The sequence below is a fragment of the Sphingomonas sp. GW821-FHT04B01 genome, assembly GCF_059420425.1.
In genome coordinates, this window is record NZ_JBWKTR010000004.1 from 203,520 (window position 1) to 224,047 (window position 20,528).

Genomic DNA, 20,528 nt, shown 5'->3' on the forward strand with positions numbered 1-20,528 from the left:
GAGCCCGGTGGCCGATGCCGCCGGGCTCTTTCGTTTGTCCCGAAGGAATGGCCGATGCGGATCTCGATCGAAGTCGACCTCGATTATGCCATCATGGGGCCGCCGACCGACGTCTTGCTGCAGATCGAGGCGGCGGCGATGGCCGACCAGCGTATCGTCTCGGAGGCGCTGACGGTGTGGAGCGACACGCCGGTGGTCGCGGTCCGTGGCGAGGAGGGCATCGGCCAACGCTGCTGGATCCGCGCCGAGAACTGGCTGAAGGCGGAATATCGCGCGGTCGTCGAAATCGACCGGCAGCCGGTCGATCTCGCGCGCCTGCCGGCGACGCCGGCGCGGGCGCTCGACGGCGCGCTGGTGCCCTATCTGTTGCCGAGCCGCTATTGCCAGTCGGACCGGCTGGAGGGCTTCGTGCGCCGCGAATTCGGCGGCATGGGCGGCGGCGCGCTGGCGGTGGCGCTGACCGACTGGGTGGCGGATGCGCTGGAGTATCGCGCCAATACCAGCAGCGGCGAGACGACGGCGATCGATACCTTCGCCAGCCGCTCGGGCGTGTGCCGCGATTACGCGCATCTGCTGGTCGCGCTGGCGCGGGCGGGGGAGATTCCGGCGCGCTGCGTCGCTGCCTATGCGCCGGGCGTCGATCCGCCCGATTTCCATGCGGTCGCCGAATTGTGGCTCGACGGCGCGTGGCGGATGATCGACGCGACGCGGATGGCGCCGGCCGAGACGATCGCGCGCGTCTGCGTCGGCCGCGATGCGACCGACATCGCCTTCATGACGGTGTTCGGCATCGCCCAGTTCGTCAACCAGCGGGTGCAGGTGACCGCGGGCTGATCGCCTGACCGGCAGGAACGGAAACGATCCGGCAATCGTTGCTCCTTGGTAAACTCAGGAGGGTGTCACATGACCGGAATCGACGAAAAGGCTCTGGACAGCCTGTCGGTCGCGTCGTCGGCCAGCAACCAGGAGCGCGACCCGCGCCAGGATGCCGGACAGGACAAGTCGATCAACAAGCGTCTCGAGAAGAACCCCGGCAGCGCGGATGCGCGGCTCGATGCCGGTCTGGACGAATCGATGGATGCGAGCGATCCGCCGTCGCTGACGCAGCCGGGTCACGATCACGATCCGGCGCCCTCGTCGGGCTATGACGAGGATGCGGAGCGCAGCCGGCAGGGTTGAGGCTTCGCGCGGAATGGAGCGAACGGCGGTCCCGCGAGGGGCCGCCGTTTTGCTATGCGGAGACTGGATGCGGGCGTTCCGGTTCCTAGAACGATCCGTCACCCCGGACTTGTTCCGGGGTCCAGGGGGCCGCAGGCGCGCGGTCTCGCCTCAAGCCTTTCTCCTCGCCACGGGGTGGACCCCGGAACGAGTCCGGGGTGACGGGTGGGTGGTGGACGGTCGGGCTTATGACCCCCGCGAGCGCCTTTGCGACCAAATGCACTCCGCTCGTCGCAACGGATGTTGCGCTGCAACAGCTTTCGTGATGCTTTTGTTACGTCGGACGGTCCCGTGTTAAGGATGCTGTTAACCATCGTGGCGCAGGATCGGCCCGACTTCTCTGGCGGGGTGGGTGACGATCATGGGTGCCAAGAACAGACCGGCCGAAGGCGCGATGACGCTGGCGGAAATGAAGGAGTTCGCGGGGTTTCCGAGTTCGACGCAGCGGTACATCCGGCGCAGCCTCGATATCGGGCTCGACCGCGACGATGCGATGACGCGCTGGTCGCGCGACATCGTCGAGGCGGCGAGCATCCGCGCGCAGGCGCGGCTGTATCGCGCGCTGCCCGAACTGCGCCAATTGGTGCCCGACGATGCCGATCTCGCCGCGGTCGAGCCGTTTCTGGCGCCGCTGGTGACATTGGTGGGGTTCGATCTGGGGCAGGGGCGGCTGACCAGCTTCTCGGCGTTCCGCTTCCTGTACGAACGGCTGATCGGCGCGTCGGCGCGGCCGTGGCTGCCGAGCGCGTTCTGCGCGGCGGCGGCGCTGCCGCACCTGCACCCCGAGGTACGGCGCAAGTTGCTCCAGTCGATCAGCGAGGCGGCGGCGACCGCGTCGGGCTGGTCGAACCGGCAGCCGGTGTTCTTTCCGCATTGGGTGGAGAAGGTCGATACCGGGGCGGCCCTGCCGCACTGAGCGGGGGACGCAGCGTCATCGGCAGGCGCGCCACCCCGCGGCCCGGTCCGCCTGGTCGAGGTGGAGGTGATCGCGGTGGGCGGCATTGTAATCGGGGGACAGCGTCGTCGCGAACAGCTGACAGGCGCCGTCGCGGACCTCGTGCAGGAAGGCCGCCTTTGCGCCCGCGCCGCGCCAGTCGCCGACGACGGTGATGCGGCGGCCGTCGGCGAGGCGGAAGCCGGCGACGTCGACCGCGTCGGCAGTCGCGTGTTCGCTCCACGTGCCGGCATCGCGGCCGTAGATGCGGCGGCAGGAATAGCTGCCGAAATGGTCGATCGTCACGACGCGGCTACCGAAATGGCGTTGTGCGGCGGGCTGGACGACGTTCCATTCCCACGTGGCGAGCGCGGCGGCGACCGGACAGGCGACGCCGAGGCCGGCGGGGCTGAAGCCGATCGTCCGCGCGCCGCCCGCGGTCAGGCGGATGCCGTCGTCATACCCGCAATCCCCCGCGCCGCGACGCGGCGGCAGCACGGTATAGCGGACGCCGGCGTGGTCGAGCAGCGCGCGGCATTGCGGAAAGTCGCGGGTGAGCGCGGTGAGCTTGCGGCCGGTGAACAATCCGGTCGGCGCGCCGAGGTCGAGCGGGGTCCACGGCATGTCCTGCGGCCGCCCGCGCGCGATCGCCCAGAGCAGCAGCGCCGCCGCGCCGAGCGCGAGCAGTGCCGCGATCCAGCCGATTGCCCGACGCAAGGCACGCATTAGCCGCGCTGCGCCCGCGTCATCGCCTCGCCGGTGACGGGATAACCGAGGTCGTCGGGGATGCAGAGGTGCGGCACGCCGTCGCGCGTCTCGACGAAGGGCGTGATGGTACGGATCGGATAGGCGCGCGCCTGCGCGACCGCGGCGTCGTGATCGGCGAACAGCGCGAGCCGTTCGAGCGTGCGGCGCGTGGGGTAGATGATCGTCGCGCGGCCGGCATCCGCCTCGGCGAGCAAAGCGGCGGCGCCGGTCCAGACGAGGCGGACGTTCTCGGTCGCGTCGACGGTCGCCGCGGCGCCTTCCGGTGCGCCGGCGAGGAAGAACAACGTATCGAAAATCCGCGTCGTCCGATGATCGGGCAGCCAGCGCGCGAACGGCACCAAGGCGTCGAGGTCGAGCGTCAGCCCCGCGTCGGCGAGGATCGCGGCGAATGGCGCGCCGCCGTGCAGCCGCGCGCGGATCGCCGCCAGCGTCGCCGCCGGGGGAACGGGGTGGAGGCCGATGGCGAGGCCGGCTTCCTCGATCGTCTCGCGGATCGCGGCGATGCGCGCGGCGCCGTTGCCCGCCGCACCGATCGTCGCGGCGAGCGCGTGGTCGCCGGGATCGATCCGGCCGCCGGGAAACACCATCGCGCCGCCGGCGAAGACCATCGCCTTGGCCCGCTCGACCATCAGCAGGTCCGGCGGCGCATCGCGACGGTCACGGAAGACGACGAGCGTCGCGGCGGGGATCGGTGCACTGGCCATAGACCGGTGTAACGCGGCAGCGGGCCGTTGGTAGCGCCGGCACTGTCGGGGATCGGTGGGGAAATAGCGGGGTGGTGGTGGAGCTGAGGGGAATCGAACCCCTGACCTCTGCAGTGCGATTGCAGCGCTCTCCCATCTGAGCTACAGCCCCGCACCCCGGCTCGGGCGAGCCCGAGAGCGACGCCATTAGCCGCCCCTTGCGGGCGATGCAACAGGCCCGATCGACCGATCCGAAAATTCCCATGCGACGGACCGATAGCTGCGTGCGACGCAAAATCGTTGCCCTGCCGTAACTTCAGGAACGAAGGCGGGACCTGATCTTTATCTGGATCAGGAGCACGGCCGCGCAGCAACGACGCGACCGGCACCCGCAGGAGCTATCCTACAAGGAGACGATCATGGTCTACGAACGCAATCCCCGCAGCAACGCACCGGGTGACACGTACGGGCGCGACGACGGTCAGGGCTACGGCCGCGACTATGGCTCGGGCCGGGACTATAGCTATTCGAGCGCACGCGAATATCAGGCGGCTGGCCGGCTCGATGGCGACCGCCAGGGCTATGGCGCGCGCGACTATGGCAACCAGCGCTACGATCGCTACGACCAGAGCCGCGGACGCGACGATTACGGCGCGACGCGCGGCGGCTACGATCGCTACGCCAATGACGGGCGCGACAGCCACGGCCGGTACGATCAGGACCGGCAGTCCGACTATCGCTATGGCGAGCGCAGCCGCTACGGCGCCGACGCCGGCCGCGATCGTGGCGAACGCGAATATCACGGCAGCTACGGGTCGGGCGGTCACCGGTTCGAGGATTTCGGCCCGTCTCGTTATGCCGACGACGACGATTATCGCAATCGCGCCCGCGGCGGCCGGGATCAGGGTCAGGGCCGGCAGGGCTATGGCCGTCAGCCGCAGGGCTATGACTATGAGGACCGCGGCTTCTTCGCACGCGCCGGCGACGAGGTGCGCTCGTGGTTCGGCGACGAGGAAGCGGAGCGCCGTCGCGACTTCGATTCGCGGCTCGACGAGCGCGCCTATAACGATCGCGACAACGATTATCACAGCTGGCGTCGCGGTCAGATCCAGTCGCTCGATCGCGACTATGACGAATATCGCCGCGAGCATCGCTCGAAGTTCGAGAATGAGTTCAGCTCGTGGCGCACCAACCGCCAGTCGCAGCGCGACCTGCTCAACAAGGTCGAGGAGCATGCGGATGTCGTCGGCTCGGACGGCGAGCATGTCGGCACCGTCGACAAGGTGCGTGGTGACCGCATCCTGCTGACCAAGAACGACGCCGACGCCGGCGGTCGCCATCACTCGATCCCGTCGAGCTGGCTGCAGTCGGTCGACGGCAAGGTGACGCTGGGCAAGACTGCGGCGGACGCCAAGAAGGCGTGGCGCGACGAGGAGCGCAACCAGGCGCTGTTCGGCGACGATGACGACGGTGGGCGCCGCGAACCCTATGCGACGGGCCGTTCGGCCACGACGCAGACGCAGGCGGACGGCACCCGCTCGACCTCGTCGGCAAGCGCCAGCAGCAGCGGCACGACCGGCACCGATGGCGACAAGACGCTGAACCGGAGCTTCTCGGGCACCTATTGAGCCCGATCGAAGACCCACGCGGAGGCCCTGGCTTGTCCCGGGCCTTTTGCGTTGCGATCTGCAACGGATCGGCCCAGACTGGTCGGCCGGATTTTGAGGAGAATGAAACGATGGCACGAGCGTGGAGCCTGACGTCGCGGCCGCAGGGCCTGCCGACCAGCGACAATTTCGCGCTGATCGATCTCGATCGCCGCGACCTTGGCGAGGGCGAGGTGCGGATCGCCAATAGCTGGCTGTCGGTCGATCCGTATATGCGCGGGCGGATGAACGACGTGAAGAGCTACACGCCGCCGTTCGAGATCGGCAAGCCGATGGACGGCGGCGCGATCGGCACGGTGGTCGAGAGCCGCTCGGACCGGTTCAAGGAAGGCGACACCGTCCAGCATTTCGCCGGCTGGCGCGACGAGGCGGTGCTGCCCGCCGACCAAGTCCAGCCCCTGCCCGAACTCGACGTCGATCCGCAGGCCTATCTCGGCCAGCTCGGCATGCCGGGGATGACCGCCTATTTCGGCTTGCTCGAGGTCGCCGGCGCGAAGGAGGGCGATACGGTGTTCGTCTCCGCCGCGGCGGGTGCGGTCGGATCGACCGTGGTGCAGATCGCCAAGGTCAAGGGGCTGCGGGTGATCGGCTCGGCGGGCGGCGCGGAGAAATGCGCCTGGGTGGAGTCGCTCGGCGCCGATGCGGTGATCGATTACAAGAGCGGTACGCCGGTGGTGAAGGCGCTCGGCGAGGTCGCGCGGAACGGGATCGACGTCTATTTCGACAATGTCGGTGGCGAGCATCTCGATGCGGCGCTGGCGCATGCCAATCTGCACGCGCGGTTCGCGGTGTGCGGCATGATCGACGTCTACAACAGCAGCAAGCCGACCGAATTGCGCTACCTCGCGCGGCTGATCGGCAATCGCATTCGTATCCAGGGGTTTCTTGTGCGTGATTATTATGACCGTGCCGGCGACTTCTATCGCGACATGGGCGGCTGGCTGAAGGACGGCAAGCTCAAGCGCAACGAGACGGTGTTCGAGGGGCTGGAGACGATGCCCGAGGCGTTCCTCGGCCTGTTCTCGGGCGGGAACATGGGGAAAATGCTGGTGCGTCTCTAATCCATGGCGCGGGCATAGAGGCGGTCGACGCGCTCGCTCAGCACCGAGCGGTCGACCAGCCGATAATGCCGATCGAGTTCGCGCTGCACGAAGTCATAGGCGGCGCGATCGGTGGCGGCGGGATCGACGCTGCTGATCACGACATAGGCCGGGCGTCGCGCCATCACCCGCCGCAGCTCGGCGTACGGGTCGATGCCGGTCGTCCGGTTGTCGCCCCGCTCGCTAAGGAAGGTCGGGAAGGCATAAGCGGTCGGGACGCAGGAGCGGGTGAGCTGGTAGAGGATCGGATCGCCCTGGAAGACGAACAGGCACCCCGCGGGTGACTGGCCGATCCGCGCCGCGAGGCGGCGGACGCCCACGCCATCGCCGCGGGTGGTGCGCAGGATCGCGGTGTTGACCGCGACATAGGCGAGACCGATCAGCAGCACGGGAACGACGACCGGCACCCTGCCGATCCGATGCGCGAGCAGCGGCGCGGCGAGGATCGACAGCGGCAGGACGAGCGGGAGCGCGTAATGATCGAAATAGGTCCCGAACACGAGCAGACCGACGATCGCCGCGGCGGCCCAGCCGACGAGTAGCGGACCGATCGGCCGTATCCTGCATAACCCCGGAACCGCGAACGCCGCGACGATCGCGATCGGCAGGAGATGCGCGCCGATCAGCGCGAGCCGCGCGATCATCAGCGCGGCGTCGGGGGGCTGGCGGAGGAACACCGATTGGAAATTGGCGAACACCAGCGTGTCGAGCGCGCCGATATGCCAGTAGAAGGCGACGACGGCGGCGGTCGGCAGCAAGGCGATCAGGCACCATGACAGCGCCGCGATTGCCGTGGCCGGCAGGCTTGCGCCGGTACGCAGCGCGCGGACGACGAGCGCGAGGCCGAAGAACGTGCCTTCGAACAGCACCGAATATTTGATCTGCAAGGCGAGGCCGAACAGGGCCATGACGAGGCACGACCGGGCGTAGGCGCTGCGGTCGAAGGGGCGGCGGCGATAGGCGCCGACGACGCACCACGCCGCGAGCGCGACGGGCAGGTTGTAGAAGACCGGGCTCTGGCCGCCGTCGCCGGCGTTGACCGAGAGGTAGACGATATAGACGAGGCCGGCGAGCATCGCCGCGCCGGGCGGCGCGACGTGGCGCGCGATACGGGCGACGCACCATGCGGTCAGTGCAGCGAAGATCGTGGCGACGACCTGATAGGCGAGGATGCCGTCACCGCCGAAGGCGCGGATCGCGGCATAGATCAGGAACAGGCCGAACGGCTTGCGATCCCAGAAGTCGATGAAGGGCAGGCCGAGGCCATGCCAGAGCCGATCGCCGACCAGCAGATAGAATTGCTCGTCGATCTGGATGACCGGATTGCCGAACTGCCATCCCCGGATGGCGAAGGCGGCGAGGGTGAGGAGGAGCAGGCTCTGCCAGCGAGACGCCGACTGTTCTGGAGCGACGGCGGAAATGACACGGACCTCAGCGGAGTGGAAGGGTCGCTATCGGGGGACGGACGGTGTTCGTCAAACGTCCAATTTGGTCCGGTACGGGTGCGGTGTGGTTTGGAGGCTCTGGCAGGCCGTTTAGCGGTCGTCACGGGGCCTTGGTGCGGGGTCCCGTTCCTGTCGTGGTGGCGGGAAGAAGCGGGACCCCGGCGCAAGGCCGGGGTGACGGGAGGGTTGGAGGTTATCCTGCGTGGTTCCCCCTCCCACGGAGGGCGGGGCTATCGCCTATGGCGACGGTGATGAGGCTCGATCGCTTTCCTCACTAGGTTCGTCACCCCGGACTCGTTCCGGGGTCCACCGGGCCGCGAGGGAATGGTCAAATCGAGCCTTTTTCCTCGCCGCCGAGTGGACCCCGGAACAAGTCCGGGGTGACGGGGGCGGTTTGGAACGCGAGGGACTTACACTTACGTCCCTATCCGATCCTCCCCTAAGCAGGGCCATCGCCTATGGCCGTCTGTAGGCTTCGGACGGCTTTCCAAAGCCACCCCGCCACCCCGCCAACCCGGCCTTGCGCCGGGGTCCCGCTTCTTCCGACAGTGCGAAGAAGCGGGATGCCGGATCAAGTCCGGCATGACGGGGCTCCAAATGCCGTCGCGCAACTCCAAATGGTCATCTGCGATCCCCCTCCCATGGAGGGAGGGGGAGTGGGGATCAGGCGCCGAAGGTGCGCTGCCACCAGCCGCGGCGCGGCGTGTCGCCGGCCTCGTCGGCGGCGGCGTCGGTGTCGACCTCGGCTGCCGGGGTGGCTTCCTCCTGCGTCGGGGCGGGCGTCGGCTCGACCGGCGCGGGGGCCTCGATCGTGTCCGCCGGCGCCGCCTCGGTCGTCGCGGCCTTGCGGGTGCGGCGACGCTTCGGCTTGTCCTCGGCGACGGGGGCCTCCTGCGGTGCTTCCGGGGCGGGCGCCTCGGTCACCGCCTCGACGTCCGCCTTCTTCTTGCGGGTGCGCTTCGGCTTGGCGGCGGGTTCCTCGGCGACCGGTTCGGCGACCGCCGCGGGGGCGGCTTCCTCGGCCACCGTCTCGACAGCGGCTTCGGTCGCCGGCGCGGCGGCGCTGCGGGCGCGGGGACGGCGGCGCGTCTTGGGCGCCTCGACCGGGGCCGCGTCCTCGACCGTCGCCGGTTCGGGGGCGTTGAGGCCGGTGATCACCGGACCGGCATCGCCGGCTTCGACGATCGGCTCGAGGTCGGCGGGCGGCAGATCGTCCTCGGCGGTGTCGCCACCGGCGTCGACGGTCTGCGCGGCATCGGCGCCGCCCTCCTGACGACGGCCACCACGGCGACCGCGACGGCCACGGCGACGACGGCCTTCGCCTTCGGGACGCTCGCCGGTCTCGGCATTCGTCGTCTCGGCGTCGCCGGCAATCGCCTCGGCCTCGATGCCGTCCTCAGCCTCGCCTTCGGTCTCGCCGCCGGTTTCGTCCTGCGACGCCTCGCCATTCTCGTCCTTGCGGCCGCGACGACCGCGACGGCGACGACGGCGGCCACGACCGCGGCCCTCGCCCTCGTCCTCGCCGCGCTCCTCACGCTCGGGACGACGACCGCCCTCGCGACGCGGCTCTTCCTCCGCCTCGACGATCTCCTCGTCCTCCTCTTCCTCCTCGATCTCCTCGGGGACGTCGTCATATTCCTCTTCGACGAGCGCCTCGATCTTGGGGGCGTAAGCGGGCGGCGGGCCGGAGGCCTCGACCGACATGCGCGCGCCCTCTTCCTCGCGATCGGGGATGATCTCGACCTGGACGCCGTAGCGATCCTCGATCTCGGCGATATCAGCACGCTTGCGGTTGAGGACGTAGATCGTCGCTTCCTGGCTGGCGCGCAGCGTCAGCAGCGAGCCGCGGCCGCGGGCGGCCTCTTCCTCGATCAGGCGCAGTGCCGACAGGCCCGCCGACGAGGCGGTGCGGACGAGGCCGGTGCCCTCGCAATGCGGGCAGGCGCGGGTGGAGGCTTCGAGCACGCCGGTGCGCAGCCGCTGACGGCTCATCTCCATCAGGCCGAAGGACGAGATGCGGCCGACCTGGATGCGGGCGCGATCGTCCTTGAGCGCGTCCTTCATCGCCTTCTCGACCTTCCGGACATTGGAATTGTTGTCCATGTCGATGAAGTCGATGACGACGAGCCCGGCCATGTCGCGCAGGCGGAGCTGCCGCGCGATCTCCTGCGCGGCTTCCAAATTGGTCGCGGTCGCGGTCTGCTCGATATTGTGCTCGCGGGTCGAGCGGCCGGAGTTGATGTCGATCGACACCAGCGCCTCGGTCGGGTTGATGACGAGATAGCCGCCCGACTTCAGCTGCACGACCGGATGATACATCGCGGCGAGCTGGTCCTCGACATGCGCGCGCTGGAACAGCGGCACGGCGTCGGCATATTGCCGGACGCGGCGTGCGTGGCTGGGCATCAGCAGCTTCATGAAGTCCTTCGCCTGGCGGAAGCCCTCCTCGCCCTCGACGATGACCTCGTCGATATCCTTGTTGTAGATGTCGCGGATCGCGCGCTTGATGAGATCGCTGTCGCCATAGACGAGCGCCGGCGCCGCCGAGCTCAGCGTCGCCTCGCGGATACCGTCCCACAGCCGCGCGAGATAGTCGAAGTCGCGCTTGATCTCGACCTTGGTGCGCTGGAGGCCCGCGGTGCGGACGATGCAGCCCATCGACGGCGGCAATTGCATGTCGGCCATGATCGATTTCAGGCGCTTGCGGTCCGACGCGTTGCTGATCTTGCGGCTGATGCCGCCGCCATGCGACGTGTTGGGCATCAGCACGCAATAGCGGCCGGCGAGCGACAGATAGGTGGTCAACGCCGCACCCTTGTTGCCGCGCTCTTCCTTGACGACCTGGACCAGCAGCACCTGACGGCGGCGGATGACGTCCTGGATCTTGTAGCGGCGGCGCAGGTTCATGCGACGCTGGCGCAGCGCCTCGACCTCCTCGTCATTGGCGCTGCGCGGCTTCTTCGACGTGCCCTCGGCCGCGCCTTCGCCCTCGTCGTGCTCGCCGTCGTCGTGATGGTCGGCGTCGTCGAAATCGTCGTGGTCGTCGTCGCCGTGCTCGTCGCCGTCGTGATCGTCGTCGTCGCCGTCATGTTCGGCGCGCAGCGCGGCTTCCTCGGCGGCATGCTCCGCCTCCTCGCGCAGCAGCGCGTCGCGATCCTCCTTGGGGATCTGATAGTAATCGGGGTGGATTTCGCTGAACGCGAGGAAGCCGTGGCGATTGCCGCCGTAATCGACGAACGCCGCCTGCAGCGACGGTTCGACGCGGGTCACCTTGGCGAGATAGATATTGCCCTTGAGCTGCTTGCGCTCGGCGCTTTCGAAATCGAATTCCTCGATCCGGTTATTCTTGACGACGGCGACCCGGGTCTCTTCCCGGTGGCGTGCGTCGATCAGCATACGCGTGGTCATTGAATGGTCTCCGCGCGCGTGGCGCTCCTGCAACCGGGTCGCAGGGCGCGCATGCGCGTTGATAGATGGCGCCGGGCGGACCGGCGCGGGATGGTGAGAATGCGTCTGCTCGCCGCGCACGTCGGGGGGCACGGCCCTCCCACACGCTCGCCACGCCGCCGGCCGAGGCCGGGCGGTGTCGAGCGTTGGATAAGTGCGTCATGCGAGCGTCAACCTGGTTAGAACCGCGCCAGGACGGCGCGGGGACCGATGCGTCGCTTGCACGAATGAAGCGCGACGCACGGGTGCAGTCCGTTGGTAGCATTGCGCTTCTCGTATCGCAACTGGCACGAATCTGCCGGAGCGGCGGCAAATTCATGCCGAATCGTGCATTAACCGCGCCGCGCAACCGGGCGTTGGCGCCTGCCGGTCATGATGCTCGTTCAGGCGCCGGCCAGACGTCGGCGCCCAAGGAACGTGCCATGGCTTTTCGCTGGACCGGCGCCCCCGCGGCGCGGCAAGGTCGCCCGATGATCGCGATCGTTGCCCTGATCCTCGGCTGGTGCGCGAGCGTGCCGGCGCATGCCGCGACGGCGATCCGCAGCGTCGTGGTCGACGGCGGCCGCATCGTCGTGCGGTTCGACGGGCCGGTGATCGACGCCACGGGCATGGTACTGCGCGGCAGCCGCCAGATCGCGGTCGACGTCGCACAGGCAATCCCTGGTGCGGAGATGGTCACCGGCGGGCTGGTGCGGAGCATCAGGCAGGTGCGGCAGGGCGACGGCACGCGGTTGCTGCTCGATCTCGCACGGCCGGCGGTGATCGCCGACGGCGGCTTCGATGCCGACGGCAATCTGGCGCTGTCGATCGCACCGGCGACCGCGGCGCGAGTCGCCGCGGCGGCTGCGGCGGGGCCGGTGCGCTTCTTCGCGGTCGATCTCGGCGAATGGGGCGCGCGGCCCAAGTACAAGCTGTCGATCCCCGTGCCGCCGCCGGCGCGCGCCGCGGCGCTGCCACGCGTGCGTGGCGACGACAGCCGGCCGCTGGTGGTGATCGACGCCGGTCATGGCGGGGTCGATCCGGGTGCGATCAACGTGGTCACCGGGCTGCGCGAGAAGGACGTGACGTTGCGCATCGCGCGCTCGATCCGCGACGCGTTGCTGGCGAGCGGGCGGGTGCGGGTGGCGCTGACCCGCGACGACGACCGCTATCTGGTGCTGCGCGAACGCTATGGCATCGCGCGGCGGCTGAAGGCGAGCCTGTTCATCTCGGTCCATTGCGACAGCGTCGGCAGCGGCGATGCGAGCGGTGCCTCGGTCTATACCTTGTCCGAAGTGGCGTCGGACAAGGAAGCGGCGCGGCTGGCGCTGCGCGAGAACAAGGCGGACGTGATCGCCGGGGTCAATCTGGGCGACGCCGGGGCGGACGTCTCGTCGATCCTGATCGATCTCGCGCAGCGCGAGACGATGAACAGTTCGGCGAGCTTCGCCCGGCTGCTCGGCCGCGAGGCGAAGCCGCGCATTCCGACCAAGCCGGTGTTCCACCGCATGGCGTCGCTGATGGTGCTCAAGGCGCCGGATATGCCGTCGATCCTGTTCGAGACGGGCTATATCTCCAACCCGGTCGATGCGGCGTTCCTCGACAGCCCGGCGGGCCGCGAACGGATCGCGGACAGCGTGACCAAGGCGGTCGAGGTGCATTTCGCCCGGCAGCTGGCGGGGCGTTAGTTCGCCCCCGGTCGGGGGAGGGTCCATATGACCGTCAGCGTAGGTCGATCGCTGTCCCAGCTCACATCGTCACCCCGGACTCGTTCCGGGGTCCACTCTGCGGCTGGGAGGAGGGCTGGAGGCGGTACCGTTCCCTCGTGGCCCGGTGGACCCCGGAACGAGTCCGGGGTGACGGAGCTTTTGGGTCAGGGCAATCGCGCCTCGACACCGCTGCGATACGCGCCCCTCCCTCGCGAGGGCGGGGCGGCCGTCAGATCGCGCCGCTGAACGTGTCGCACTGGGCGGGGTCGCCGGTCTGGATGCCGCGTTGCAGCCAGTGCATGCGCTGCGCCGAGGTGCCGTGCGTGAAGCTGTCGGGGACGACGCGGCCGGTCGATTCCTTCTGGAGCGTGTCGTCGCCGATCGCCTGCGCGGCGGTCAGTCCCTCTTCGAGATCGCCCGGCTCCATGCGGCTGCGGTTCTGCGCGGCCCAGACGCCGGCATAGCAATCCGCCTGCAGTTCGAGGCGGACCGAGGCGGCATTGCCTTCGGTCTCGCTGCCGCTGCGCTGGACGTTCTGCACCTTGTCCGACGTGCCGAGCAGATTCTGGATGTGATGGCCGAATTCGTGCGCGATCACGTAATCCTGCGCGAAATCGCCCTTGGCGCCGAAGCGGTTGGCGAGTTCGTCGAAGAAGCTGGTGTCGAGATAGATGCGCTGGTCGGTCGGGCAATAGAACGGCCCCATCGCCGATTGCGCGGCGCCGCAGCCCGACTGGCCGTTCTGCGAGAAGAAGCGCAGGCCGGGCGCGGCGAAACGCTGGCCGCTCTGCGCGAACAGCGCGGTCCAGGTCTTCTGCGCCGAGCTGAACGCGTCGCAGGCCGCTTTCTTGGCGGGATCTGAGGTGCAGACCGCGGTGGCCGAGCCGCCTTCGGACGGCGCGCTCCGCGTCACCTGCGTGCCGCTGCCGCCACCGCCGCCGACGAGGCTGCCGAGATTGCCGAGCCCGCCGAACACCGCCATCAGCAGCAGCACGACGATGATGCCGCCGCAGCCGAAGCGGCTGCCGATCAGCGGCAGCAGGCCGAACAAAAGGCCGCCGCCGCCACCGCCGCCACCGAAACCGCCGCCGCGGTTCCCCTGATCGCCGACGTCAATATTGGGATCGAAATCGTCGAGGCGCATGCAAGGCTCCGTTTAGCTTGCGTTACGAATGCCCGAACCCCGCCCCCGGTTGCAACAGCGCGCGCATCGACGCAGACGGGAGGCATAGCAGGAGAGCACGACTATGGTCCTCAAGGGCAAGACCGCGATTGTCACCGGGTCCACGTCAGGCATCGGCCTCGCCTATGCGCGGGCGTTCGCCGCGGAAGGCGCGGCGTTGGTCATCAACGGCTTCGGCGAGGCGGAGGCGATCGAGACGATCCGCGCCGAGCTCGCCGCGACGAGTGGCGCGGCGGCGCTGTACGATGCCGCCGACATGACCAAGCCCGACGAGATCGCCGCGCTGGTCGAGCGCGCGGTGCGCGAGACCGGCCGCGTCGACATCCTCGTCAACAATGCCGGCGTCCAGCATGTCGCGCCGATCGAATCGTTTCCGCCCGAGCGGATGGAGGCGATCCTGGCGATCAACCTGACCAGCGCCTGGTATGCGATGCGCGCCGCCGTCCCGCACATGAAGGCGCAGCGCTGGGGGCGGATCATCTCGACCGCCTCGGCGCACAGCCTCGTCGCGAGCCCCAACAAATCGGCCTATGTGATGGCCAAGCACGGGCTGGTCGGACTGACCAAGACGATCGCACTGGAGACGGCGCAGCATGGCGTAACGGTCAATTGCATCTCGCCGGGCTATGTCTGGACGCCGCTGGTCGAGGCGCAGATCCCAGATACGATGACCGCACGCGGGCTCACGCGCGAGCAGGTGATGAACGACGTGCTGCTCGCCGCGCAGCCGACCAAGGAGTTCGTGACGCCCGAGCAGGTGGCGGCGCTGGCGCTGTTCCTGTGCCGCGACGAAGCGAAGGCGATCACCGGCGCCAATCTGTCGGTCGACGGCGGCTGGACCGCGGCATGAGGGTGGGGCGTTTTCTGGCGGTGACGCTCGCCGGCGCGATGCTCGCCACCGCCGCGGTGCGCGCGCAGGACACGGGCGACAGCGACTGGCGCAAGGTCGCGACGCGGCAGGACCGCGAACGCCTGCGCGGCTGGCGCGACGCCTGGATACAGGCGCTGACCAAGGTGCGTGCGACGCCCGAGGGACGCGAGCGGCTCGCCGCCGACGCGGACCTGTTCGACCCCGACCGGGTGATCGAGGGCGCGGCGCTGCTGCCCGGCGTCTATCGCTGCCGGGTGCACCGGCTCGGCGGGATCGGACCGGGCGCGCGACCGCTGCTGAGCGGCGGCTGGACCAGCTGCCGGGTGAGCGAGACGGGGATCGTCCGCCAGTTCGTCACCGACGGCGACCAGAGGGCGAGCGGCAATCTGTTCGACAGCACCGATTCGCGGACGATCTTCCTCGGGACGCTGGCGCTCGGCGACGAGGATCGGCCGATGCGCTACGGCCGCGACCGGCAGCGCGACATGGCGGGGCTGGTCGAGCGGATCGGCACCGCGCGCTGGCGGCTGGTGCTGCCGTTCCCGGGCTTCCATTCGACGCTCGACGTGATGGAGATCGTGCGGGGCTAGGCGGGGGATCTAGGCGGGATCGACCTTCATCGTCTTAGCATAGTTCCTCCCCCGCCAGGGGGAGGTGGCATGCCGCAGGCATGACGGAGGGGGAGGTAAGCGACACGCCCGTTCCGTGTCCTCCCCCTCCGTCACGGCTTCGCCGCGCCACCTCCCCCTGGCGGGGGAGGATTTGTCACCTTCCACGAGTTGAATGTCGATCGATCCTAGCCTCTACCAACGCGGTAGCCTCACCGTGCTTCGACAGGTTCAGCACGAACGGGGAGGGGGTACGGTCAGTGTGCCGGTAGCGGCTGGATCATCGCTACCGGCGCCGCAACCGGTGGCACCGGGCCGGTCGCCGCCGCGCTCACCGGCGCCGCCGTCAACGGCGGCAGCGAGGCGAGATAGGCCTTGCCGTGCATGTGGATCACCGCGACGCGGTCGGGATTGGCCGCCGCGACCGCCTGCAGATAGGATCGCGGCTTCTTCATCAATTTGGGATGATCGAGACCGGTCAGGCCGGCGATGCGGGCGGCTTCCTTGACGAAGTGGATGCAGTTGCGATCGTTGAGATTGTAGCGTCCGTCGCCGGTCTTCTCGTCCCAGGCGGCGATCAGCGTTAGCATCTGCGCATATTGTGCGTCGCTCAGCACCACCGAGAATTGGGCGTCGCTGGTGCCGATGTAGAAGGGGCGCGAGATGTCGAGCCGACCGGCGACGCTGCCCATCAGCAGCGCGGGCGAGACCGACTTGGCGGTGAAGCCGTAATTGACGTCGACCAGTGGCCCGCCGGCATCCTGCACGCCGCGCAGCGTGAAAAAGGCGTGCGGGAAGCTGTTGCCCAGCTCATGGCTCCAGAAGGTGATCGTCACCGCCGCCCACGCCGGGGCCGACCCGAACAGCGTGCCGAGCAGCAACAGCGTAGCGAGGAGCGGGCGGAGCAGGGACCGGTGCATGGTGTTCATACTAGACGGAAGTTTAGCCCGCGGACATTACGATTATCCTACCTGATCCAGGTCGATGACAGGGGCCGCGGCCTCGCCTAAGACGCAGCCGTGACGTCGCTCCGCCGCCTGTTGCTGGATCATCGCACGCTCGCTTTGTGGCTGGCGGCGCTGGCGCTTGCGGTGCGGCTGCTGGTGCCGGCGGGGTTCATGGTCGGCAGCGTCGATGGGCGGCCGGTGCTGCAAGTGTGCAGCGGCTACGGTCCGGTCGCGCCGATGGCGATGGTGCATGGCGGCCATCACGGTTCGGGCGGCCATCGCGAGGCGGATCATCCCGCCACCGACATGCCCTGTCCCTTTGGCGCGCTGGCGCAGGCGGCGACGACGCCGGTCGATCCGGTGTTGCTGGTGCTCGCGATCGCCTTCGTCATGGCGCTCGGCGTGCGCGCGACGCGCTGGCCGGCGTTGCGCGACCGCGCGCATGTGCGGCCGCCGATGCGCGGACCGCCGCGCCTTTCCTGATCCATCCACAACGACACTGACGGTGCGGCCCGGGAGAGGGCACGCGCCAGGATCGGGAATTGCCTGCAATGATCTTCCTACGAACCGCCACGGCGGCGGCGGGCGTCGCGCTCGCCCTCGCCCCCGTCCTCGCGACGCCGGCATGGGCGCAGCGCCACGACCATGATGCCGATACCAACGACACCAGTTTCTCGGTCGGCGACATCGTCGTCACCGCGCGCGACATGGCGCGCTCGACCAGCAATATCGTCACCTCGATCGACCGGCTCGGCGGCGACGTCGCGCAGCGGCAGAGCGTCGACAATACGTGGGAGCTGTTCGCGCGGCTGCCCGGCGTCTCGCTGACCGACTTCAACCAGGGGACGACCTCGGGCCGCTTCTCGATCCGCGGCTTCAACGGCGAGGGCGAGATCAATGCGGTCAAATTGCTGATCGACGGCGTGCCGAGCAACGCCAACGACGGCGGCATGCCGTTCATCGACGCGGTGATGCCGCTCGACATCGCGCAGGTCGAGCTGGTGCGCGGCACCGCCGATCCGCGCTACGGCCTGCATGCGATCGCCGGCAGCGCCGATATCGCGACGCGGATCGGCGGCAATTATCTCGACGCACGGGGTCTCGGCGGGGCGTTCGGCACCGCGGAGGGACAGCTTTCGGCGGGTGTCGAGACGGGCAAGCTTAGCCAGAATTACTTCGTCGGCTATCGCCATAGCGATGGTTTCCGCGATCACGCCGGGCTCGACCGGGTGAGCCTCGCGGGCAAATGGTTCTACGACTGGGGTGCGGTGCGGCTCGGCGGGATCGCGCGCTACGCGCAGGTCGAGGCGCAGGAGCCCGGCTATCTCACCGACGCCGACGCTTATGTCGACCGGCGGCGCTCCTATCCAGTGTCTGCGAGCGATGGCGGGCGGCGGCAGATGAGCCAGTACAGCCTGCACCTCGACGCCGATCTCACCGATACGCTCGCGCTGAGCGCCAAGGGCTATGCCAACGGGCTGCACGACGACCGTTATGTGCGCTTTTCCGCCACGGTGGCGCAGCAGCGGCGGCTGGCGCGCGAGGACCAATATGGCGCGCTGGCGACACTCCATTATCACCCCAGGGTCGCCTTCCTGCACCGGCTGATGCTGGAGGTCGGCGGCGACGTGCAGGTGCAGGATAACGAAAGCCTGCGCTGGCTGACCGCAAGCCGCATCACCACCAGCCAGACGCGCGACCAGGCGTTCGGGCTGACCGTCGCGGGCGGCTATGCGCAGGCAGTGATCGAGCCCACCGCATGGCTGAGCATCACTCCGGGCTGGCGGTTCGACACCGTCTCCGGATCCCTGCGCAACCGGTTGAACGGGCAGCGCTATCCGATCAACGACTATGGCACGATCAGCCAGCCCAAATTGAGCGTCGCGATCACCCCGCTGGCGGGCGTCACCGCTTACGCCAATTACGGCCGGACGTTCCAGATCGGCGTCGGCGCGGGAGCCTATAAGGTGCCGCCGCGCACCACCGATCTCGCGCCGTCGATCAACGAGGGCTGGGAGGCGGGGGTCAAGCTTTCGCGCGGCCGCTGGCTGGAGGCGCGTGTTGCGCTGTGGGAGCAGACCGCGAGCGGCGAGATCAAGCGGCGGCTCAACGATCCCTCGGGCGACAGCGACAATCTCGGCGCGACGCGGCGGCGCGGGCTCGACGTGCAGGTCAGCGTGACACCGGTGAAGGGGGCCAATCTGTGGGGCGCTTACTCCTATCAGCGGGCACGGATCGTCACGCCCGATCCGGCGACGCCGTCGCAGGCGGGCAATTGGATCGACCATGTGCCGCAGAATTTGTTCTCCGGCGGGGTCGATGTCGTTCCCGTCGAGCGGTGGCGCGTATCGCTGTGGGGCAATGGCCAGTCGAGCTACGAGCTGACGCCGGCCAATACGTTGCCGCGCTACGGCGCCTATCTGGTGGTGACCGGCGAGGTGGCGTGGCGGGTGCTGCCGCAGCTCGAGGTGGCGGCGCAGCTGAAGAACATCGGCAACCGTCGTTACGAATATGTCTGGTATGACGGGACGCAGGTGCTGCACTCGCCGGCCGACAGCCGCGCGCTTTATGGCAGCGTGCGGCTGACGCTGTGAGGGCGCGGGTCGTCGTCCGGCGCATCCATCTATGGCTGGGGCTGAGCGTGGGCGCGCTGTTCGCGCTCACCGGGCTGACCGGGAGCGTGCTGGTCTTCTACACCGCGATCGACGGCGCGCTGCATCCGGGCCTCGCGCGGGTGGCGGCGGGGGCGCGGCCCACGTCGTGGCAGGCGGTCTATGACGCCTTGCGCCATGTCGAGCCGGGGCGGACGGGCGCGTGGCGGATTGAGGTGACGCCCGACGGCGGGCCGATCCCGGTGCGCTATTACCAGCCCGTCGAGACGCGGGGGCGGGCGTTCGCGCCGCTGATGCTGTGGCTCGATCCGGTCAGCCTGCGGGTGGTGCGGCACGGCCATTGGGGCGATTATTGGACTACGTGGATCTACGATCTCCATTACCGGCTGCTGCTCGAGGAACCGGGGGCGATCGTGATGGGGATCGCCGGGATCGTCATGCTCGCGATGCTGGTCAGCGGTTTGTGGGCGTGGTGGCCGCGGCCGGGCGGATGGCGCCGTTCGCTGGCGTGGAAGCGCGGTGCGGTGCGGTCGCGGCGCCTGTACGACTGGCACAAATGGACGGGGATCGGCGGGGCCTTGGTGCTGATCGTCGTGACGGTGACGGGGGCGATGCTCGACCTGCCCGATCAGGTGCGTCCCGTGGTGGCGCGAACTTCGCCGCTGTTCGTGCCGCCGCGACTGGCGAGCGTGCCGCGGGCGGCGGGAGCTTTGCCGCTCGACGATCTGGTGCGGCGGGCGGAGCGGGCGCTGCCGGGCGGCGCGCTGGCGTGGATCGAGACGCCGACGGATGCGCGCGGCGTGGTGCGGGTCAATTTCGCGCTGCCCGGTGAGCCGAGCCGGCGCTTCCCGCGCAGCAACGTGTGGCTCGATCCCTACGACGGGCGGGTGCTGGCGGTGCGCGACGCGCGGCGCGACAGCGGCGGCGATGTGCTGCTGACGTGGCTGCATCCGCTGCATGACGGAGAGGCGTTCGGGCTGTTCGGGCGCTGGCTGGTGTTCGTGTCGGGGCTGCTGCCGGCCATGCTCTTCGTCACGGGGGTGTGGCGGTGGCGGGTGCGGGCTCGTTCCGCGGCTGGCTGAGGAGGTGTTCACGCGAAGGCGCGGAGGCGCGGAGAAGACTTTCGTGTTTTAGAAGACACGCCTGATCTCGCTGACCCACCCCCGGTCCGTTCGCCCTGAGCTTGTCGAAGGGCAGGTGAGTCCCACCGTACTTCGACAAGCTCAGTACGAACGGTGGTGAAGGGATCCGGGGCGACCCACGGACCCGACCCTCAATCTCAAAGTCTCAACGCTTCAGCGTAAATCATTCGTCTCACGCCTCCGCGTGACCACCCTTCTTCGCAGCCGCAGCATGA

Annotated in this window: 18 protein-coding genes and 1 tRNA gene; 12 read left to right on the top strand and 7 right to left on the bottom strand. The window is 68.8% G+C overall.

Going from position 1 to position 20,528, the window contains the following annotated elements; translation table 11 throughout:
* The first annotated feature begins 54 nt into the window (after positions 1 to 54).
* From AC07UH_RS12000 to AC07UH_RS12010, 3 genes are all read left to right on the top strand, one after another.
* On the top strand, positions 55 to 834 hold the full coding sequence (locus AC07UH_RS12000) for a transglutaminase-like domain-containing protein (RefSeq protein ID WP_038661108.1): 780 nt from the start codon (positions 55 to 57) through the stop codon (positions 832 to 834).
* Between the two features lie 69 nt (positions 835 to 903).
* Positions 904 to 1,179, top strand: a complete 276-nt coding sequence (locus AC07UH_RS12005; protein WP_495180620.1) for a hypothetical protein — start codon at positions 904 to 906, stop codon at positions 1,177 to 1,179.
* A gap of 400 nt (positions 1,180 to 1,579) precedes the next feature.
* Positions 1,580 to 2,134 carry a hypothetical protein gene (locus AC07UH_RS12010; protein ID WP_038661102.1) on the top strand — a complete coding sequence of 185 codons (555 nt, stop codon included), beginning with the start codon at positions 1,580 to 1,582 and terminating at the stop codon, positions 2,132 to 2,134.
* Positions 2,135 to 2,149: 15 nt separating this feature from the next.
* On the opposite strand, the gene AC07UH_RS12015 is transcribed toward AC07UH_RS12010, so the two are convergent.
* The 3 genes from AC07UH_RS12015 to AC07UH_RS12025 all read right to left on the bottom strand — a co-directional run bounded on the left by AC07UH_RS12015 (position 2,150) and on the right by AC07UH_RS12025 (position 3,775).
* Positions 2,150 to 2,878 (bottom strand): extensin-like domain-containing protein, encoded by a 729-nt coding sequence (locus tag AC07UH_RS12015; protein WP_137898725.1) that lies wholly within the window; start codon positions 2,876 to 2,878, stop codon positions 2,150 to 2,152.
* The gene (locus AC07UH_RS12020) at positions 2,878 to 3,624 is read right to left on the bottom strand and encodes an NUDIX hydrolase (protein ID WP_495180621.1); all 747 of its coding nucleotides are present in this window, start codon (positions 3,622 to 3,624) and stop codon (positions 2,878 to 2,880) included. Before AC07UH_RS12020 ends, AC07UH_RS12015 begins: the two co-directional genes overlap by 1 nt.
* 75 nt (positions 3,625 to 3,699) lie before the next feature.
* Positions 3,700 to 3,775 (bottom strand) — tRNA-Ala (locus AC07UH_RS12025).
* A gap of 247 nt (positions 3,776 to 4,022) precedes the next feature.
* Here AC07UH_RS12025 and AC07UH_RS12030 point away from each other — a divergent pair.
* Together AC07UH_RS12030 and AC07UH_RS12035 are read left to right on the top strand one after the other, a co-directional pair.
* Positions 4,023 to 5,231, top strand: coding sequence for a DUF2171 domain-containing protein (locus AC07UH_RS12030; RefSeq protein ID WP_495180622.1), 1,209 nt, complete (start codon positions 4,023 to 4,025; stop codon positions 5,229 to 5,231).
* Between the two features lie 110 nt (positions 5,232 to 5,341).
* Positions 5,342 to 6,331 (top strand): NADP-dependent oxidoreductase, encoded by a 990-nt coding sequence (locus AC07UH_RS12035; protein WP_495180623.1) that lies wholly within the window; start codon positions 5,342 to 5,344, stop codon positions 6,329 to 6,331.
* Here AC07UH_RS12035 and AC07UH_RS12040 read toward each other — a convergent pair.
* The gene (locus AC07UH_RS12040; protein WP_495180624.1) at positions 6,328 to 7,446 is read right to left on the bottom strand and encodes a hypothetical protein; all 1,119 of its coding nucleotides are present in this window, start codon (positions 7,444 to 7,446) and stop codon (positions 6,328 to 6,330) included. The two genes, AC07UH_RS12035 and AC07UH_RS12040, sit on opposite strands and share 4 nt — an antisense overlap.
* Positions 7,447 to 7,467: 21 nt before the next feature.
* Between AC07UH_RS12040 and AC07UH_RS12045 the strand changes: the two genes are divergently transcribed.
* Entirely contained in the window at positions 7,468 to 8,067 is a 600-nt protein-coding gene (locus AC07UH_RS12045) for a hypothetical protein (protein WP_495180625.1), read from the top strand.
* Between the two features lie 411 nt (positions 8,068 to 8,478).
* On the opposite strand, the gene AC07UH_RS12050 is transcribed toward AC07UH_RS12045, so the two are convergent.
* On the bottom strand, positions 8,479 to 11,211 hold the full coding sequence (locus tag AC07UH_RS12050; RefSeq protein ID WP_495180772.1) for an Rne/Rng family ribonuclease: 2,733 nt from the start codon (positions 11,209 to 11,211) through the stop codon (positions 8,479 to 8,481).
* 473 nt (positions 11,212 to 11,684) lie between these two features.
* On the opposite strand from AC07UH_RS12050, the gene AC07UH_RS12055 reads away from it, so the two are divergent.
* Positions 11,685 to 12,929, top strand: a complete 1,245-nt coding sequence (locus tag AC07UH_RS12055; protein ID WP_495180626.1) for an N-acetylmuramoyl-L-alanine amidase family protein — start codon at positions 11,685 to 11,687, stop codon at positions 12,927 to 12,929.
* A gap of 250 nt (positions 12,930 to 13,179) precedes the next feature.
* Here the strand turns inward: AC07UH_RS12055 and ypfJ are convergent, their stop codons facing one another.
* Positions 13,180 to 14,094 (bottom strand): KPN_02809 family neutral zinc metallopeptidase, encoded by a 915-nt coding sequence (gene ypfJ / locus AC07UH_RS12060; RefSeq protein ID WP_038661089.1) that lies wholly within the window; start codon positions 14,092 to 14,094, stop codon positions 13,180 to 13,182.
* A gap of 103 nt (positions 14,095 to 14,197) precedes the next feature.
* Here ypfJ and AC07UH_RS12065 point away from each other — a divergent pair, with 103 nt between their 5' ends.
* Together AC07UH_RS12065 and AC07UH_RS12070 are read left to right on the top strand one after the other, a co-directional pair.
* Positions 14,198 to 14,983 (top strand): 3-hydroxybutyrate dehydrogenase, encoded by a 786-nt coding sequence (locus tag AC07UH_RS12065; protein WP_495180627.1) that lies wholly within the window; start codon positions 14,198 to 14,200, stop codon positions 14,981 to 14,983.
* Positions 14,980 to 15,594: a DUF4893 domain-containing protein gene (locus tag AC07UH_RS12070; protein ID WP_495180628.1), complete on the top strand. Its 615-nt coding sequence runs from the start codon at positions 14,980 to 14,982 to the stop codon at positions 15,592 to 15,594. Before AC07UH_RS12065 ends, AC07UH_RS12070 begins: the two co-directional genes overlap by 4 nt.
* Positions 15,595 to 15,869: 275 nt before the next feature.
* Here AC07UH_RS12070 and AC07UH_RS12075 read toward each other — a convergent pair whose 3' ends face one another.
* Positions 15,870 to 16,532, bottom strand: coding sequence for a hypothetical protein (locus AC07UH_RS12075; RefSeq protein WP_495180629.1), 663 nt, complete (start codon positions 16,530 to 16,532; stop codon positions 15,870 to 15,872).
* Positions 16,533 to 16,631: 99 nt separating this feature from the next.
* Here AC07UH_RS12075 and AC07UH_RS12080 point away from each other — a divergent pair, with 99 nt between their 5' ends.
* The 3 genes from AC07UH_RS12080 to AC07UH_RS12090 all read left to right on the top strand — a co-directional run bounded on the left by AC07UH_RS12080 (position 16,632) and on the right by AC07UH_RS12090 (position 20,253).
* Positions 16,632 to 17,042, top strand: a complete 411-nt coding sequence (locus tag AC07UH_RS12080; protein WP_038661081.1) for a DUF2946 family protein — start codon at positions 16,632 to 16,634, stop codon at positions 17,040 to 17,042.
* Between the two features lie 68 nt (positions 17,043 to 17,110).
* Positions 17,111 to 19,153 (top strand): TonB-dependent receptor, encoded by a 2,043-nt coding sequence (locus tag AC07UH_RS12085; RefSeq protein WP_495180630.1) that lies wholly within the window; start codon positions 17,111 to 17,113, stop codon positions 19,151 to 19,153.
* Positions 19,150 to 20,253, top strand: a complete 1,104-nt coding sequence (locus AC07UH_RS12090) for a PepSY-associated TM helix domain-containing protein (protein ID WP_495180631.1) — start codon at positions 19,150 to 19,152, stop codon at positions 20,251 to 20,253. The genes AC07UH_RS12085 and AC07UH_RS12090 overlap by 4 nt, the downstream gene beginning before the upstream one ends.
* Positions 20,254 to 20,528 lie beyond the last annotated feature (275 nt).

Coding starts and splice junctions, on each gene's coding strand:
- AC07UH_RS12000 (WP_038661108.1), top strand. CDS start 55: ATGCGGATCTCGATCGAAGTCGACCTCGATTATGCCATCATGGGGCCG.
- AC07UH_RS12050 (WP_495180772.1), bottom strand. CDS start 11,211: ATGCTGATCGACGCACGCCACCGGGAAGAGACCCGGGTCGCCGTCGTC.
- AC07UH_RS12055 (WP_495180626.1), top strand. CDS start 11,685: ATGGCTTTTCGCTGGACCGGCGCCCCCGCGGCGCGGCAAGGTCGCCCG.
- AC07UH_RS12065 (WP_495180627.1), top strand. CDS start 14,198: ATGGTCCTCAAGGGCAAGACCGCGATTGTCACCGGGTCCACGTCAGGC.
- AC07UH_RS12040 (WP_495180624.1), bottom strand. CDS start 7,446: ATGCTCGCCGGCCTCGTCTATATCGTCTACCTCTCGGTCAACGCCGGC.
- AC07UH_RS12015 (WP_137898725.1), bottom strand. CDS start 2,878: ATGCGTGCCTTGCGTCGGGCAATCGGCTGGATCGCGGCACTGCTCGCG.
- AC07UH_RS12085 (WP_495180630.1), top strand. CDS start 17,111: ATGATCTTCCTACGAACCGCCACGGCGGCGGCGGGCGTCGCGCTCGCC.
- AC07UH_RS12030 (WP_495180622.1), top strand. CDS start 4,023: ATGGTCTACGAACGCAATCCCCGCAGCAACGCACCGGGTGACACGTAC.
- AC07UH_RS12010 (WP_038661102.1), top strand. CDS start 1,580: ATGGGTGCCAAGAACAGACCGGCCGAAGGCGCGATGACGCTGGCGGAA.
- AC07UH_RS12005 (WP_495180620.1), top strand. CDS start 904: ATGACCGGAATCGACGAAAAGGCTCTGGACAGCCTGTCGGTCGCGTCG.
- AC07UH_RS12075 (WP_495180629.1), bottom strand. CDS start 16,532: ATGCACCGGTCCCTGCTCCGCCCGCTCCTCGCTACGCTGTTGCTGCTC.
- ypfJ (WP_038661089.1), bottom strand. CDS start 14,094: ATGCGCCTCGACGATTTCGATCCCAATATTGACGTCGGCGATCAGGGG.
- AC07UH_RS12020 (WP_495180621.1), bottom strand. CDS start 3,624: ATGGCCAGTGCACCGATCCCCGCCGCGACGCTCGTCGTCTTCCGTGAC.
- AC07UH_RS12035 (WP_495180623.1), top strand. CDS start 5,342: ATGGCACGAGCGTGGAGCCTGACGTCGCGGCCGCAGGGCCTGCCGACC.
- AC07UH_RS12070 (WP_495180628.1), top strand. CDS start 14,980: ATGAGGGTGGGGCGTTTTCTGGCGGTGACGCTCGCCGGCGCGATGCTC.